19 protein-coding genes are annotated in these 14,579 nt (G+C 34.7%); all 19 read right to left on the bottom strand.

The genetic code is table 11. From position 1 onward, the window contains the following. On the bottom strand, positions 1-362 hold a 362-nt coding region (locus PBV87_RS08860), incomplete at its 3' end, for a hypothetical protein (RefSeq protein WP_271011950.1). 1 nt (position 363) lies between these two features. Further along, on the bottom strand, positions 364-1,152 hold the full coding sequence (locus tag PBV87_RS08855; RefSeq protein WP_271011949.1) for a hypothetical protein: 789 nt from the start codon (positions 1,150-1,152) through the stop codon (positions 364-366). After that, positions 1,145-2,302, bottom strand: a complete 1,158-nt coding sequence (locus PBV87_RS08850; protein WP_271011948.1) for a baseplate J/gp47 family protein — start codon at positions 2,300-2,302, stop codon at positions 1,145-1,147. Before PBV87_RS08850 ends, PBV87_RS08855 begins: the two co-directional genes overlap by 8 nt. Next, positions 2,292-2,633, bottom strand: coding sequence for a hypothetical protein (locus tag PBV87_RS08845; RefSeq protein WP_271011947.1), 342 nt, complete (start codon positions 2,631-2,633; stop codon positions 2,292-2,294). The genes PBV87_RS08850 and PBV87_RS08845 overlap by 11 nt, the downstream gene beginning before the upstream one ends. Positions 2,634-2,635: 2 nt before the next feature. Continuing rightward, positions 2,636-2,884 (bottom strand): hypothetical protein, encoded by a 249-nt coding sequence (locus tag PBV87_RS08840; RefSeq protein ID WP_271011946.1) that lies wholly within the window; start codon positions 2,882-2,884, stop codon positions 2,636-2,638. Continuing rightward, positions 2,877-3,668, bottom strand: coding sequence for a phage protein (locus PBV87_RS08835; RefSeq protein ID WP_271011945.1), 792 nt, complete (start codon positions 3,666-3,668; stop codon positions 2,877-2,879). Before PBV87_RS08835 ends, PBV87_RS08840 begins: the two co-directional genes overlap by 8 nt. Next, entirely contained in the window at positions 3,669-4,004 is a 336-nt protein-coding gene (locus tag PBV87_RS08830) for a phage baseplate plug family protein (protein WP_271011944.1), read from the bottom strand. Next, on the bottom strand, positions 4,004-4,585 hold the full coding sequence (locus tag PBV87_RS08825) for a phage baseplate protein (protein WP_271011943.1): 582 nt from the start codon (positions 4,583-4,585) through the stop codon (positions 4,004-4,006). The genes PBV87_RS08830 and PBV87_RS08825 overlap by 1 nt, the downstream gene beginning before the upstream one ends. After that, a complete protein-coding gene (locus PBV87_RS08820) occupies positions 4,582-6,258 on the bottom strand; it encodes a phage tail tape measure protein (RefSeq protein WP_271011942.1) in 1,677 nt (558 codons plus the stop codon). Before PBV87_RS08820 ends, PBV87_RS08825 begins: the two co-directional genes overlap by 4 nt. 288 nt (positions 6,259-6,546) lie before the next feature. Continuing rightward, the gene (locus PBV87_RS08815) at positions 6,547-6,918 is read right to left on the bottom strand and encodes a hypothetical protein (RefSeq protein WP_271011941.1); all 372 of its coding nucleotides are present in this window, start codon (positions 6,916-6,918) and stop codon (positions 6,547-6,549) included. 42 nt (positions 6,919-6,960) lie between these two features. Then, positions 6,961-7,368, bottom strand: coding sequence for a tail tube family protein (locus PBV87_RS08810; RefSeq protein ID WP_271011940.1), 408 nt, complete (start codon positions 7,366-7,368; stop codon positions 6,961-6,963). Positions 7,369-7,385: 17 nt separating this feature from the next. After that, complete coding sequence (locus PBV87_RS08805) at positions 7,386-8,429, bottom strand: hypothetical protein (protein ID WP_271011939.1); 1,044 nt, start codon at positions 8,427-8,429, stop codon at positions 7,386-7,388. Next, positions 8,419-8,940, bottom strand: a complete 522-nt coding sequence (locus PBV87_RS08800) for a phage neck terminator protein (protein WP_271011938.1) — start codon at positions 8,938-8,940, stop codon at positions 8,419-8,421. Before PBV87_RS08800 ends, PBV87_RS08805 begins: the two co-directional genes overlap by 11 nt. Next, positions 8,940-9,269, bottom strand: coding sequence for a hypothetical protein (locus PBV87_RS08795; RefSeq protein ID WP_271011937.1), 330 nt, complete (start codon positions 9,267-9,269; stop codon positions 8,940-8,942). The genes PBV87_RS08800 and PBV87_RS08795 overlap by 1 nt, the downstream gene beginning before the upstream one ends. Then, positions 9,266-9,853: a hypothetical protein gene (locus PBV87_RS08790; RefSeq protein WP_271011936.1), complete on the bottom strand. Its 588-nt coding sequence runs from the start codon at positions 9,851-9,853 to the stop codon at positions 9,266-9,268. Before PBV87_RS08790 ends, PBV87_RS08795 begins: the two co-directional genes overlap by 4 nt. Next, positions 9,850-10,449, bottom strand: coding sequence for a hypothetical protein (locus tag PBV87_RS08785; RefSeq protein ID WP_271011935.1), 600 nt, complete (start codon positions 10,447-10,449; stop codon positions 9,850-9,852). The genes PBV87_RS08790 and PBV87_RS08785 overlap by 4 nt, the downstream gene beginning before the upstream one ends. Before the next feature lie 2 nt (positions 10,450-10,451). Then, complete coding sequence (locus PBV87_RS23055) at positions 10,452-10,553, bottom strand: Rho termination factor N-terminal domain-containing protein (protein ID WP_416388422.1); 102 nt, start codon at positions 10,551-10,553, stop codon at positions 10,452-10,454. 20 nt (positions 10,554-10,573) lie between these two features. Beyond that, positions 10,574-12,532: a phage major capsid protein gene (locus PBV87_RS08780; RefSeq protein WP_271011934.1), complete on the bottom strand. Its 1,959-nt coding sequence runs from the start codon at positions 12,530-12,532 to the stop codon at positions 10,574-10,576. Between the two features lie 11 nt (positions 12,533-12,543). After that, positions 12,544-14,445, bottom strand: coding sequence for a phage portal protein (locus PBV87_RS08775; RefSeq protein ID WP_271011933.1), 1,902 nt, complete (start codon positions 14,443-14,445; stop codon positions 12,544-12,546). Positions 14,446-14,579: the final 134 nt, after the last annotated feature.

Raw genomic sequence — 14,579 nt, 5'->3', positions numbered from 1 at the left:
ATATTAGGGCTTACTTTTATAATGCCATTGCTACTTCCACCACTTTGTCTACTTGTAACTTTAAAATACATCTTCCCCTTCACTCTATCCTGAATAGGAATATCCGAGCCTTCTGGTATAACATATGGACTAGATAAACTATTGATTTGTTTATCTCTAACCTCTAACTCATCATTTATGCCTTGCTCCAATTCCTTAAAAAAAGCACTGTTTAACTCTGTTCCTTCTTCTACTTCAAAATCAGGAACAATTTCAACCTGAGCTTCTAATCCACTTAGCAGATTGTTTCCTTCTGTTGTTCGTGCTTTAAATCTAAACGGGTTTCGTGCTTTAAAATCCTTAAAGTTTATTTTAAATGGCATTTTACCCCTCCATTCTTACTATAATTTTATTAAACTCTATATCTTCTCCTACTATTTTAAGGTGAGAAAAAGGCTTTGCTTGTACAGGTCCTGTATAAAGTTCATCATCTATATAAATCTCAGCTAAAACTTCTGGTTCTAATCGAATACTTAACTGTCCTTTACTTTCAAATCTGATAAGCTGAATCTCTCCTTGACCTTGTATTCTAAATTGGCCTTCTGAAATATCTAAGGACTGGCTGTTACTAATTACTGATCCATGTGGTAAAAAGATTAAATCTCTATTCATAAAGTTATAAGACTTTAGCCCTTGTGAAGCAGCTTTATGACTTATAATCGTTGGTTGTCCTATATAAAAACCTCCATAAAGTGATCTTACTAAAGTTTTGTTAAACAAAACTAAATCACATCCTGGAGGTACCAACTGATAAATGTATTTATAAATATCTGTATTAACACTTTCTACAATAACCATAGCAGTCAAATAATCTATGTGAGTATAATAGAGGACGTTAACAAAACCTTTTATCTTTTCTATAAAATCTTTTACAAAGAAAAACCTATAAAAACTTGGAATCTTTGCATAAATTTCTTCCCAGGAACCGTCTAACCGTCCAAGAAGCTCTTGACTTTTCCTTTTTCTAAAATACGCTACATGCTCTGGCTTGTTTAATAATAATTCCGAGTCCTTATCAAATTTATTATCTATCTCACTAATAACCCTACTCAATTTCTCATAATACCCTGTTTGCATATTGCCTGGTAAGTTTTCAAACATACGATTAACCAACGATTATCACCTCTTGAAGTCTCCCTATTTGTGTCGGTTTAAGTTCAATAAAATCAACCCATTCTTCTCTATCCATCTTACTCATAGATACTTTCAAACTATTATAATGAATGATGTCCCCAAGCTTTATAAAAATTTCCTTGGGTATAGCATTCTGGCCAACCTTCATGTCTTTATAAAGTCCTTCTATCATCAACTTTATAGCCTGTTTTTCACCTTCTGTTACAGTACTGCTTGTAACAATCTCAACCTTTACTTTAAAATTAACTTCTTCTGGTCTTAAAAAGCAAAGTTCATAAATGTTAGGTCCATCAGATACCACTTTACGTATAACACGTTCTAATGCATTAGTCTTTGTTTGAACACCAAAAGGCAAGAAGTCAAATAAAACTTTAAATATATCTTCATCTTTTCCACCATCTACAACAGCAAGCAAACTGTGTGGACCAACAACATCTTTATAAATCTCACTTTTATTTTCAAGTACAAGAGAGCTTTTAACACCATCTATACTGGCTATTTCAAAGTTTATAATATCCACAGGTTTATTCTCTGCTTTAATAAAGCCTCCATAAACTCTTTCTTTAAGTTCATAGTCTTTTTCTAAATCCGAACCACCAGAAGCAGCTTCTATATTCGTCACACTAACTATATCTATATCTGGATTCATCAATGTATTAATTGCACCTTTAGATACATTGTACTTGCTACCTGGGTGTTCTGAACTTACTTTTAACACAATACCTTCTGAAGAAGTTATCGCTCCTTCTTCAATGGTTCTAAATACCAGCCCAGATACAGTTAAAACAGCCATCCCTCTAGGGATATACTTCCCCTCTGTACCTTTAAATTTAACTTTTGACAAGGCATAGGTAGGTTGTTTTCTTTTCTTTCCCAATGGTCTAACATTCCTATCTACAAAAAGCCCATTAGAAGTATCCAAGTAAGTCTCTTCTAAAGCCCTTTCTAGATCTGCATACTGTTTAGCTTTTACTTCTGCTTCTGCAGTAATCTGTATATCCAAGATAGAGCCTACTGAAAAGTCTGCATTTGGCATCTTTTCTAAGTAGCTTTCTATAAGATAATCTTTTATTTCCTGCATTGTAGGCCTTACAAATCCTACTGCAGTAAATCCCCAATTAGGCTCCAAGGGTTACACCTCCTTCTATTACTTGGTGATTTTCTAGTAATAGACTAAAAGTCATATTAAGTGTACGTCCTTCTTGTCTATATTCTAAAATACTTACTTCTTTAACTTGTTTATTTTCTAATATAACACTTTTTAAATGCTCTACTTTTGATTCTATGTCATGTATTTTTCCAAAGACTATTTCATAATCAACACCTTGTGAGACATCAAAAATATAGTCTCCTTTTCGTAGAGTAAGCCTATGTATTACATCTTCTATAACCTGGTCATGTCCTATAGAAATATCATTCATATGTTCCCTAGTTGCTTGATTTAGTCGAATACTTTCCACCTTTACTCTACCGCCCTTCTGAGAAGTAAACCTATATAGTCAAACTCGCCTACTTGTATAACTAATACCTGTTTACTATCTCTTAAGCTTCCGTTATAGACTGTAACATCTTCAAAAAGACTTTCTCCTGTTGCCGATTTAGCTTGAACTGTACCGTCTGGATTTTTCTTTGTAATACTACATAGGTAAGCCTGCTTTAGCTCAAATCTCATTTCATCCTTTAGTTGTTCTATCATTTTTTTATTATGCAAGGGTTTCAACCTCCAAACTTGTTACCCATTTATCCTTACTTAAATCATGGCTACCACTTATAACAATCACATTCCCTGTAAGGGTTTTACTTTCTATACGCAATTTACTCAAAGCTTTAATACCAGGTAAAAACATACTCTTCACCTCATACTTTAAAAGCCCCTCTTCATCAATAACAGGAATAGGACTGCCAATTAATCCAGTCTCAGCTTTAAGCAGGTACCCTGTATCTTCTCCTAGACTCCCTACCTTTCCTATCTGAGTAAGTCCAGTATTGTCAATGGTCATACTGATACCAAACTCTTTACAAAGTTTCTTTAACACATCTACTTTCTTTCCTTTAAGATGATAAGCTTTAGGAATAGATACACTTGGAACCTGCAGTGTTGTAATATTTACACCACTACCACTTAAAAGATCTGTAAAAATATCTTTTAGTGATGTTCCTTTGCTATAGGTTTTCATGTATAGTGCATTAATATCTGGACTTATATTTAAAGTCCTAAGAGTTGTAATCTTATCTCGCCCTTCAAACTTTGTAAAAGCTTGTCTAAGTTCACCTTTTGATATGCAAAAAAGCCCAGTATCTTGATACCCAGCATTAACCGTTACAGTTTTCTCTTGAAGGATTGCTGCTATACTATTATCAGATAGATTGTACAATTTGATTTCAGATACAAGAGGGGTTGTGTCCATATCAAAGGTTTCATTAAACTCTACTGTAAGCTCTGGATATTTTATCTGCATGTCACCTATATTCACTTCCATTATTCTGCCCCACATCTAATCACTCCTTATAATGGCCAGTCCACTATTTGATCCATAGTCTTCTATACCAATAATCTCTTTGTCATTGTTAAACAAAATAGGAACTACTTGAATAGGTGGTATTTTAGGATTTATTACTTCACCTTCTTTAAAGTAAGCCAATAAATCTATCCCTGTTGTTAATTTATGTCCTTTTACAATCGTTTCACCATTGCAAACTATATCCACCGTATAGAAATCATGATACGCATTATACCTGGTTAGAAAAATAAGCAACTTACCATCTACTTCATACTGAATAGCTTCCCCTAGATAGCTGTTTGGATCCAGTTCAATTATAGATACTTCCATTACTTCCTCCCTCCCATGGTCTCATTATTTTTGCTCTTGATCGCTGACTTTTGAGCCTCTGTCAATGTAGGTTCTTTGCTCTTCTTTTTCTTGGTTGTTTTCCTAGTCCCACCTTTTTCTTTCTTCTCTTTCTCAGCTATTCGTTTAGCAACAATCCCATCAGGCTTAGTTTTACCTGTTACTTTAGTCGTTACTTGCTGTGCAATTCTTACTTGCTCTAATTCTAGTTCAAATTCGTATCCGTATCTTTCTTTAGAGGTCTGCTTTATACTAAACTTTTTAATGATGCAGTTATTAAATCCATTTCTATAAATATACTTACAAAGTTGTCCTTTTTGTTGCCATCTTGTAATAATAGATATAGCTTGACTGACTTGTGTAATCTCTTGGCCCATGTTGGCCAACTTCACTACGCCATTTTTCCCTTTAACTTTAAGAACTGCATTTTTAGTAAGTACACCATCTGCTACTTCAAAACCTTTTTCTGCAGGCTCCTTAGTAACTTCTGCTGTGTATTCCAATTGCTCCTGTGATATTAACGTAAATTTAAGTTCTTCACCCGTTTCTATATTTGTAATCATCTGGTCACCCACCTATCATATAAGCCACCTAGAGAGGGAGACATAGGTTTCTTAGGAAGATATGAAATAGTTGATCGCTCAATCTCATTTGCTACTTTTGAAGCAATCTCATTTTCTCCTTGGGTGGTTACAGTAATGTAATTATTATTAGTGACCGATGTTGTTTGTGTATTTTCATTATTGGTTGTATTCGATACTTCCGTGAGTACTTGTTCTAATGTTTTCTCTCTCATAGGATTAGATGTATTAAAAAAGGAGGTTTCCTTCTGTTTTATTTCTTTTTGTCTTGTATCTTTTTCTGCCTCTAAAATTTCTATAATCTTTTTATTATTAGATAGGTGCTTATTATCTGTTAACTCAGCTCTTTGTGAATAAGCATCTGCTATATATGCCTCCAATTGTTCTGCAGTAGCTTCTTTTGCTGTTGTATGAACATTTTTGTTTAGCTTTCTAGAATCTACGTAATAATCTCCACTATCATAAGATCTTGCATCTAACTTTGAATAGTCACTTTGTGGATTTGAATTCTTGAAACTAAAATCTCCTTTAAAAATTGCATTTACTATATCTGTAGCAATTCTCAAAGTAGCTGTCACCGGAAGTGCTAACGCCTCACCCATATCCACTTTAAAATCTGCCCATGCTGCTTTGGCTTCTTCTAAAGCCGTTTTAGTGGTCTGACTCATCGTATCAAAAGATTCTTCTAACTTCCCTGTAGAATCTATCACTCTTTCTTGTGTCTCTATCAAACCGTCCATATCACTTGTCATAGTTTCAAAAGTTCTTGCTGCTTCTACACTTCCAAACATATCAAAGCTAGACATATTTAAAACATCTAAAGTACTTTTTATCATACTGATAGTCTCAACAATACTACCTCCATTTTTTAAAAACTCTGGAATAGTTGTACCATTAAGTTCTTTAAAATACTCATTTACTGTACTATCACTTTTAGAAAACTCCGAAAGAATAGCCCCTATTCCTGTTGCAGCATCTGCTGTTCGTTGACCCATTCGTGTAGTCTCAGCCAAAAGAGCCAAGGCATCCCTATATCCTACACCTATACTTCTAAATGCCCCGAACTGTTTCGCATAGTATTGGCTAATCTCATTTACTGTTGTCTTACCCCTATCTTGTGTAGCTAGTAAAGCATCACCTATACCATTCATCTCTTCAAGTTTGTAAGTATTCATAATAGTAGTCGTTAAATCTACTGCCCCTAGTGGATCCACAAATCCGGCTTTTGATATTTGCAAATTCTCATCCATGAACCCATTCATTAATGATTGATAATCTCTACCTGCCGATAAAGCCTGATACATAGCTTCTCCTACTAAGGTAGCATCTTGTATGCCATATTCCATTGCCATATTACGCATATCTTGCAAGACTTCTGGTAGTTCTTGCTTTGCCAACGTATTTACTTTTGCTGCAGCATACTCCACATTTGCAAAACCATCAGCCAAACTATACGCCCCTGTTGCTAACCTCTGTATACCATTAACTACAGCCGAACTTGCTAAACCAACAAAGGTACCTTTTATGATTTTTTCTAATCCACCAAACTTTTTACCCGTCTCATCTACACCTTTTTTTAACTTTTTAGCTTCTTCATTTGTCTTTTTTAAAGCATCCTCTGACTTTTTTCCGCCTTTTTGTCCAGCCTCTCCCATTTTTACAAGACTTCCTGTTAAATCATCTACTGTCCTATCAGCCTTTTCTAATGGGTTCTTATTGACTTCAAACTCTACATCATAACATACGCTTCTAAGTGCATCTATTTTCTTTTCCTCCTTTCCATCACTTTTATATAGCTACTTTTAATCTCATTGAACGATTTCGTTGATTGCTTCATGATATACTCTATACTTTGACCCGTTAAATGACAGTAATAAAGCTTCTCTTCTCGTTCTTTCTGAAACCTTTGTTCTAAAACCTCCCATAATTTTTGAATATCATCATCAAATACACGTAAGCTCCTCATACGAGGTATGAAAGGGTAACCACAATTCAGCATAAGGCTCTAAAGTAAAATTTATTGCCATGTGAACCACATATTTTAAAGTGGCCATATTGTCTTTCCATGCACTTATATCTTTTAGACTTTTAGGTGTCACAAGTTGCTTTTCTAAAATGTATTCCCATATTTCCTTTTGATTTTTTAAAGTATTTGCTTCAAAATACTCATCCATAGACATAGCTCTAATTACAAGATCGTATGTTTCTTGAATTGGCTTTTTAGAGGATTTAAGTTCTTCACCTTCACCACCCTCAAATACAACTTCATATCCATTATTAAAGATAATAGGGAATTTCATAAGGGTATCTCCCATAAGCTCTCTCCTCCTTAACTAAAAAGAGAGGGTTTCCCCTCTCTAGTATCGTTTTAATCCAATTGCTTCAATTTCAAATTCTAAAGCGCCATAAGTCTTACTTGCAAAAGATAAATCCGGTGCTTTTACAATGGCACAATCTGGTGCACTGACTTTTTTTACTGCTAGATCATTGCCACTTGTAATCAATACTTGGAATCCTGTTTCTCTTTTGTTAAATAAATCTTGTAAAAAAGTCGCTCCTTCTGAGTTAGGATTCAGTTTCAAAACAACCTTAGATGTAACTGCAGCGTGCATACTTCTGTACCCCTCACCTTTTACACCGATTGTTGTTGTCATAATAGCATCATTATCTGATACAGTTATGCCATTTTCATCAGCAAATCCCGTAATCAATTTACCTGCTACAATGCAGTTATCCTTTAACGCATCAAGTGTTGTACTCTTCATGTTCCATCCTCTCTTTCTTATAAATCTTCTAAGTGAATTCTAAGTGTAATCGGCTTAATACCATTGATTGGTATACTTGGTGTGTATTCTACAACAATTCCACGTAATACCCTCTCTGATAAGTCTACTGGATTAATCTCAGCTGGATTAGGCATGGTCACTTTATAAATACCTACACCATCTATAGACTTTTTAATAATATCTGCTCTTGTACAAAATTCTAAAGCTGTAATAATTCTATTTTCAATAAGAGCAAACCCGGCATAGTCAAAGGCTATTTTCTCTTCATGATGCAATAAAGTATTTAAGTTATCTTTAATCATTGTTGAAAGATAAAGTGGATTGACTACATCATCTATATATAGACCTTGTTTACCCACAAATCCATCACGATAAGATTTAAAGTTTCCACTTTGTACATAGATGTTAATGCCTTTATTGTAGGCTTCTAAAGTCTTTTGCTTATCACTCAGTTCTTCTACTCCTACAATATTTAAAAACTTAGGATTATAACTTCCTGTTGCTCTAGCAGCGCAAGACGCAGCAACACAATCTACCCTTTTATATAAATCATCATTTTTCTCGGCTCTATTAGGGATGGTATACATTTTGTCTTTAAAATTAAAGGTGCTTTCATCTGTCATCAACGTACTATAAAGCTTCATGTTGGCTTCTGCAAAATCTGAAAGATAAGTCTTTAACTTATCATCTTCTACGTCTGTACTTAAAATCCATACATAATCATTATCATTAGCTAATGCTGTACCAATAGCATCATATTCTTGCCCCAGTTCTTCTCCAGGTGTTATCCCTAATATCTTAAGTGCATTGATACTAATCTTATTACCTTGTTTATCTGCTTGATTAAAACATATTTTAGCCATTCTCATCACTTCTGGCTTACTATTAAAATCTTTTTCAACTTCTGCCATATTGTAATAGGTTTTAAGTGGCTTTTCTCCTGTAATATCAATTAATAGGATATTCCCAAACCCTCCCGGTGAGGAGTAAGGTGCTTCTCTACTAATGGCTACCTCAATATCTTCAAATTTAAATGACATTTCCTTCACTTCCTTTCAATTTAATAACTGTAAAATAATCAACTTCATCTCTAACTACATCTGTCATACGTATCTTTAAATCAAAAGTTTTAATAACCTCTTTATCATCTTCTTCAAAATTCATAAGTCCTCTTAATGTTGAGATTGAGACATAAGCAACTTCTTTTTTATTAAGATCCATACGAAACTTGTAAGCTGCATACTTTTGAAACTTACTGAAGGCTATTACACAGTCTTTTTCCTCTACTGCATATATTTTGAATTGGAGAATACTCTCAAAAGTATCTTTACTTTGACGTTCTAATCCTTTTTCTGTAGGTACATACTCACACTCTTTATTTTCACTTATTGGCAAATAAGGCTCTAATATCTCCACTGTCATATAGGTTTCACTAGGTCTTTCACCATTAAACCCTTCCCAGAAGGTGCGTATGCCTTCTTTTTCACCTTCTTCTTTTGTATTCGCAAAAATAAGTTCTCTTATATACTCTACCGCTTCAACTAGGTTCATTAATCTGTCCTTCCTACATACATAGTTTTTAAGTCACTTATTTGCCTATAGCCTTTAACTTGCTTAATAAAAAAGTCCTCACCATCTATGACAACAATATCTCCTGTCTGTGGAGCGATCTTGTCTGTAGTTCGGACTTTGTATTGTATGTCTATTTTATTGCCACCAGATGTAAACTTAAGAACTTCTGATACTTTAGGTGGTGTGATTACTGCATTTATTACCTGTTCTAGTTCTTCTTTTTGTGCATCTAACTTCCCTGGAACAAATGTTTCTCTTATGCTTCTAAATATAGCCTTCTCTTTATGCTCATTTAGTAAAATACTCATTCACTAACACCTACTTTGATAATCTTATAGGTTATTCTTTTTCTTAGCTCTCCTGTATCTATGAGAGGGTTGCTACTTCCTTTTTTCTTAATAGTACTTGCTTTATTAGCGGGCTTTGATAAGTTTGTAAGGTAGTCTCTAGTAAGATTTACAAGTTCTTCTCCCAGTATCTTGTATGCTTGATAAGCAGTCATTTCTTTAAATACTATATTTTCTATACACTGTTTACTTAACTTATCTATTTCGGTCTTTCTTTTATCAAAAGTACCTCTAATAAAAGGCCTAGCTGGAATTTTAATATAGTAGCCTTTTCTTTGAGAACGTATAGCAAAGTTAGACTTAGATTTTTTTACAAAACCCTTCTTCAAGTCACCGCTTTTATAGGCTTTATGATAGGTCTTTTTATGAGTAGGTGGTACATAAATGATGCGTCCAAACTCATTAACTTCTGCAATCATTGCATATTCATCTGAACCGAATACACCAATATGCACCCGATATTTCTTTAAATTCTTTAGTTCACTAACCAATCTTTTGTAGTTACCATCTTCATCTTTTTTAATACCTACTCTAATACCTATCATTTTTTGTACCTCTCTAGTACTTGTTGAAAGGATTCTGCCATTGTTACATACTCATAGCGAATATCATCAATAGCATAAGATTTAAGTTCCTTACCACCATTCTGAATATGATTTTTAACCGATTCATAGATAAGCAGTTCTAAGTCTTGTGGGAAATTAGGCTCTAAGTGGCCTATATCCACACCATTTGCTTCCAGTTCTTTAAGTACTCTTTCAGTTAAATAGCCTGCTCTATAAACAACATAGATGTTTTCCATACTGGAATACTTAATCTCACTCATTCCTATAGTTGTATAGCGCCCTTGCCAGCACCCATTACTTTTATAAACTCGGTTGTCTACTCTTTCATATTGGTGCTCTAAGAGTTCGCCATCTTCTACAGTCTCTAGATGTAAAATATCAAATACAGGCGTTTTTTCTAGGTAAATACATTGTTGACCATCACCTTTTAAAGTTTCCTCATAAGCCGCTAACTCTAAATCTTTTCCTATAAGAGAGCCTACCTTTTTTAGGTAGGCATCTAATAGAAATTGGAGCATAGGATCATCTAAGCTCGTTTCACCTATATAATTTTTTAACCCTTCTAGTCCAAACATTTCTATTCCTCCTGTAATAAACGAATAAGTTCTCCTTTTTCCATGGAAGAATAACCTTTTAAACCTCTCTCTTTAGCCATTTTTTTCAATTCAGTTAGCTTAATCTCTTCATAATTGAGCGAGGTTACATCGACTTTTTTGCAAGTTTAATTAATGCATGCTGGTCAACAACACGACCTCCTACAAAGATACGTCCTTGTAATCTTGTAAGACCTTTTGTAAATAGGATTTTATCGTCTCGATCAAGCTCTACGTCTATTTGAAGGTGGATACCGTACCCTCTCTCTAAATCACCAAAGATTATTTCATTCTCTGCATTATCTTCTAAGATGATTGGGTACTTACCAAATAAAGAACTTACTTGTCCCTTATCATTGCCTAATGAGCGAATTAAAGGCTTGCTATTGTCCAATTCTAAATCATATAGATGGTATAACATAGCCTTAGACATAATCGCTACCATTGGATGGTCATCATATCTTGATGGAATAGCGGCTACCATCTTGTTAATGTCTTTTAGCGTTGGTAAATCTGTTTCAAATTCTACCTTTGGTACATCGTCAGCCTTAAAAATCCCTTGAATACCATCAATACCATCACCTGTACCAATAGCAAACTTATTATTGGCTTTAAGCTTAAGTTTGGCACCAATCTTAGTTTGTAAATAAGATGCAAGTTCAATAATATTTTTATTTCTAAGCATGTTTACAGGCACATCAACATGGGTAGCAATACGGTTGGCCATAACCTTTTTAATACCAAAGTTACTGTCCATTTCATTGTCAACTTGTCCTGGCTTAAGTTCTTCTGATACATCGCCATCCCATAAATCAATGATAAATTCAGCAGACATAGAATCATCATTAGAAACTTGACATACATCCCACATAGTAAGTTTTGGTTGCACATAAGCAAGGAATGACCTATTTTCAACAGAAAGAAGTTGTCCTTGTGTTGCCCCACCTGGATCCATAAATGCTTTGTTCGTTTCAGCAAAAGCTGCTCCTGATAATTTCACAAAACCGTTAGAAGTTTCTGCGAACGCTTTTAAAGCTTCTTCATTTTTACTTACATAATCCGGCACGTCTTTATCCCCTCCTAATGATAACCCAGCCTTTTCTACTACACCATTAATCATCTTCTCTATTTCTGCCTTACTAATCGTTTCTGGCTCTGCTCCTTCATCGTCTTTGGTTGTAGTTGGTGCATTTGTTGCTACATTCCCCGATAAGATATTTTGCACAGCCATAACGAATGCTTTTTGCATAAACTCTTTCATTCCATCTTCTTCTGAACTCTTAGTTGTTTCAGGTTCTTGCTTTGGTTCAACCTGTGGTTCTGCTACCGTTCCTAATGATTTCTTTAACTCCTCTACTGTAATACCCATTGCTTTTGCCATTTCCTCTAACTTCATACCTTTTTCTCCTTTCGATTCTTCACCTTTTACGGTTGTAATAATACTTTCTGGATTAGCCGGGAAAAGTGTTCCACTAACCTCTCTTAATTTTGCTTTTGTAATGACACGAATGGTTCTTCCACTCTCTTCCTTGTACTCTCTTTGCAAAATAAAAGCACCGATAGAGTTCTTTAAGAGCCCTTTCTGTGCTAGTAGATAAATCTTATTTGCATGTGGGAAGATAGGTTTGCCATCCTCTTTATCAAGGAATAATGTAATTTCACACTTACATCCAATATCATCCTCCTCCAAAATTTTAACTTGGCCAATGACTGAATCAATGGACCATTTATCATGTTGAAAAAGATAAGGGAATGTTTTGCCTACATCTTCTGCAAAGGCCCCTTTTGTGATGATATCACCATGTAAGTCTACGTTGTTGTACTTATTGGCATAGCCTACTAAAATCCCCTTGGTACCATCCTCACTCTTCTTAACTTCTAAGAGCTGAAAATCTGACTTTTGCATTTCTTCTTGTTGATTTTGGCCAGTATCGCTTTTAGTAATTGATTGAGGTATATTTTTGAATGCCCTACTAAACTCACTATAATCTACAATGTTTCCTCTTACATTCTTCTCAAAGTTATTACCTAATTTACTAGAATGTCTTTTCTTCTTTTTCCTCATCATCTAACCTCCTAATCTTTAGAATTTGTATAGCCTAAAGTGCATCTGCAGTTTACAATATCACCCACGCTAAAATTACTATCTCTTGGCTTTAAGCCTTTTCGACCATTCAATACAAAGTACTCATCTATCTTAATCTTGGTACCATGAAGCCCTTTATGAGCCTCTCTAGTACGTTCATCTTTAGAGGAATACCATACTTTATATTTCATACCTACTTCTTTAGCAGAATCATACTGACCCTCTTCCAATGCACTAAAGGTTTCCGTTCTTGCTATATTTGTTGCTCTCCACCCACTCATTCCTTTTATAGATTCTAGGATTTCTTTCTTAGCCTGTTTAGCTGAACCTTTTTCCTTGTTCTTTAAGATGATGTGCTGAATAACTTCTTTAGTCGTTTCATCTATAGCTTTAATATGATTACCTATACGCTTTAAATAGATAGCCTGTGTTGCTTTAGGCACCTTATCCTTAGCTTTATCTATAAGCTTCCAACCTTGCCCATAGAGGGCGATATATTCTGCTTCTGTGGTAGCTTTCATAAGCTCTACTTCAACATCACTACTATAAATATCATCTAAACTAAAAAAGTCCTCTTCATCATCTGATTTCGATGTCTTAGAGAATTGTTGTTTAAGTCTTTTGTAAAGATTGTCGAAGTAGGCTGAATACTTTTTTAAGAGTTTGTGCTCCTCTTCTTGTGCAAGTTCATCAATACTCTTACTAGACTTATGTATTTCTTCCGACTTGCTACTTTCGCCCTTTGGTGCAATAGGTTCCTCTGATACACGATCGTGTTGTGCTCCTTCTAAAGGACTGAAGCCCATAAGTCCTCTGTATTCATTGGTTGATATATATCGGTTAATATTTGTTCCCTGCGCCTTGATGTACTCAATCACATTCTTTTGCAACTCTTCTATTGTGGAGTAATCAATTTCAAGTCTGCATTTATACGAGGGTTCATAAACCTTTGTATTAAGCTCCCACAAGAACTGTTCCATAATCGGGATAATAGTCTGCTTCATAAAAGCTTTTACTGCTTCTTTAAGGTTTTCATACTTAGCTTGACCAAAAACCATATCCGTCGGTACACCTAGACATTGGCAAATTTCCCTTCCCATAGTCATATAGGTTTCTAAGAAATCTCCTTCTACTTCACTTGTTAAGTTTTCTACCTTAAGCTTACCAAAAAGTACTGCTGTGCCACCTTCTGCAACGTTGGCTAGTTCCTCTTTTACTAGCCTTGACTGCTTTCTAGCACGTTCAATATCATGCTCACTCTCTTCATAGATAATGGCTTTAAGCTTTTCATACTTAGCAATAGACTTAGCATTTTTCATACGAATAATGTTATGGGTATCCAGCGTACTCTTTAATGCATCCACTTTACTTTTACCTGTATCAAGCCCATATCTTGTATCATTAGGATTTAAAGCATTAAGTTCTATGACTTGTTCCCATTCCTTGCTTACTCCATCGACCTTTATAGACTTAATCGGCATAAGCAGGTTGTCACCATACTCTTTCTTCACCTTATCAAAAGGTACAAAATAAATTTCCTTTGGTACACCATCTACAATAAGTGCGTAACCTGCACCTTTTGAAATATAACTGCAAACAATGTTATTGATAAGGCGTTTACCGTTGTAATATTTATTCGGTCTACGTAGCAAATTTACTGCTTGTTCATTAGGCTTTTCAACTCTATCACCATTTAGGTCTGTCATATAAAAATCAAAGCTATTACAAGCCATAAGAATTAAATCTACACATAAAGCAAAGATGGGATTTTCAAATGGATCTGTTGGTGGAACGATTGTGTCTACTTTTGTACTTGTCATAGATCCATGAATATCTTCCTTTGCAGACTTCTTATTTAACCAACTCAAAAAAGGTATTTTGATAGCTGCCATTATACCCCTCCTTTCTTCTTAAAAAGTTTAGTATTTATATGTATTTTAGTGATGTTTTTGTACTTTAACACTCTGAATACCTTAGAAACGTTGATTTTACGTCAAAAACCACCACAAATAATAAAATGTTATCT

Source organism: Holtiella tumoricola (assembly GCF_027857615.1).
Lineage (GTDB): Bacteria > Bacillota > Clostridia > Lachnospirales > Cellulosilyticaceae > Holtiella > Holtiella tumoricola.
This window is presented reverse-complemented; position numbering and strand designations above follow the sequence as displayed.

What these genes read in the sequence shown, in the direction of transcription:
- PBV87_RS08835 (WP_271011945.1), bottom strand. Translation starts at nt 3,668, where the DNA reads ATGTGGGGCAGAATAATGGAAGTGAATATAGGTGACATGCAGATAAAA.
- PBV87_RS08830 (WP_271011944.1), bottom strand. Translation starts at nt 4,004, where the DNA reads ATGGAAGTATCTATAATTGAACTGGATCCAAACAGCTATCTAGGGGAA.
- PBV87_RS08825 (WP_271011943.1), bottom strand. Translation starts at nt 4,585, where the DNA reads ATGATTACAAATATAGAAACGGGTGAAGAACTTAAATTTACGTTAATA.
- PBV87_RS08820 (WP_271011942.1), bottom strand. Translation starts at nt 6,258, where the DNA reads ATGGGAGAGGCTGGACAAAAAGGCGGAAAAAAGTCAGAGGATGCTTTA.
- PBV87_RS08815 (WP_271011941.1), bottom strand. Translation starts at nt 6,918, where the DNA reads ATGGGAGATACCCTTATGAAATTCCCTATTATCTTTAATAATGGATAT.
- PBV87_RS08810 (WP_271011940.1), bottom strand. Translation starts at nt 7,368, where the DNA reads ATGAAGAGTACAACACTTGATGCGTTAAAGGATAACTGCATTGTAGCA.
- PBV87_RS08805 (WP_271011939.1), bottom strand. Translation starts at nt 8,429, where the DNA reads ATGTCATTTAAATTTGAAGATATTGAGGTAGCCATTAGTAGAGAAGCA.
- PBV87_RS08800 (WP_271011938.1), bottom strand. Translation starts at nt 8,940, where the DNA reads ATGAACCTAGTTGAAGCGGTAGAGTATATAAGAGAACTTATTTTTGCG.
- PBV87_RS08795 (WP_271011937.1), bottom strand. Translation starts at nt 9,269, where the DNA reads ATGAGTATTTTACTAAATGAGCATAAAGAGAAGGCTATATTTAGAAGC.
- PBV87_RS08790 (WP_271011936.1), bottom strand. Translation starts at nt 9,853, where the DNA reads ATGATAGGTATTAGAGTAGGTATTAAAAAAGATGAAGATGGTAACTAC.
- PBV87_RS08785 (WP_271011935.1), bottom strand. Translation starts at nt 10,449, where the DNA reads ATGTTTGGACTAGAAGGGTTAAAAAATTATATAGGTGAAACGAGCTTA.
- PBV87_RS08780 (WP_271011934.1), bottom strand. Translation starts at nt 12,532, where the DNA reads ATGAGGAAAAAGAAGAAAAGACATTCTAGTAAATTAGGTAATAACTTT.
- PBV87_RS08775 (WP_271011933.1), bottom strand. Translation starts at nt 14,445, where the DNA reads ATGGCAGCTATCAAAATACCTTTTTTGAGTTGGTTAAATAAGAAGTCT.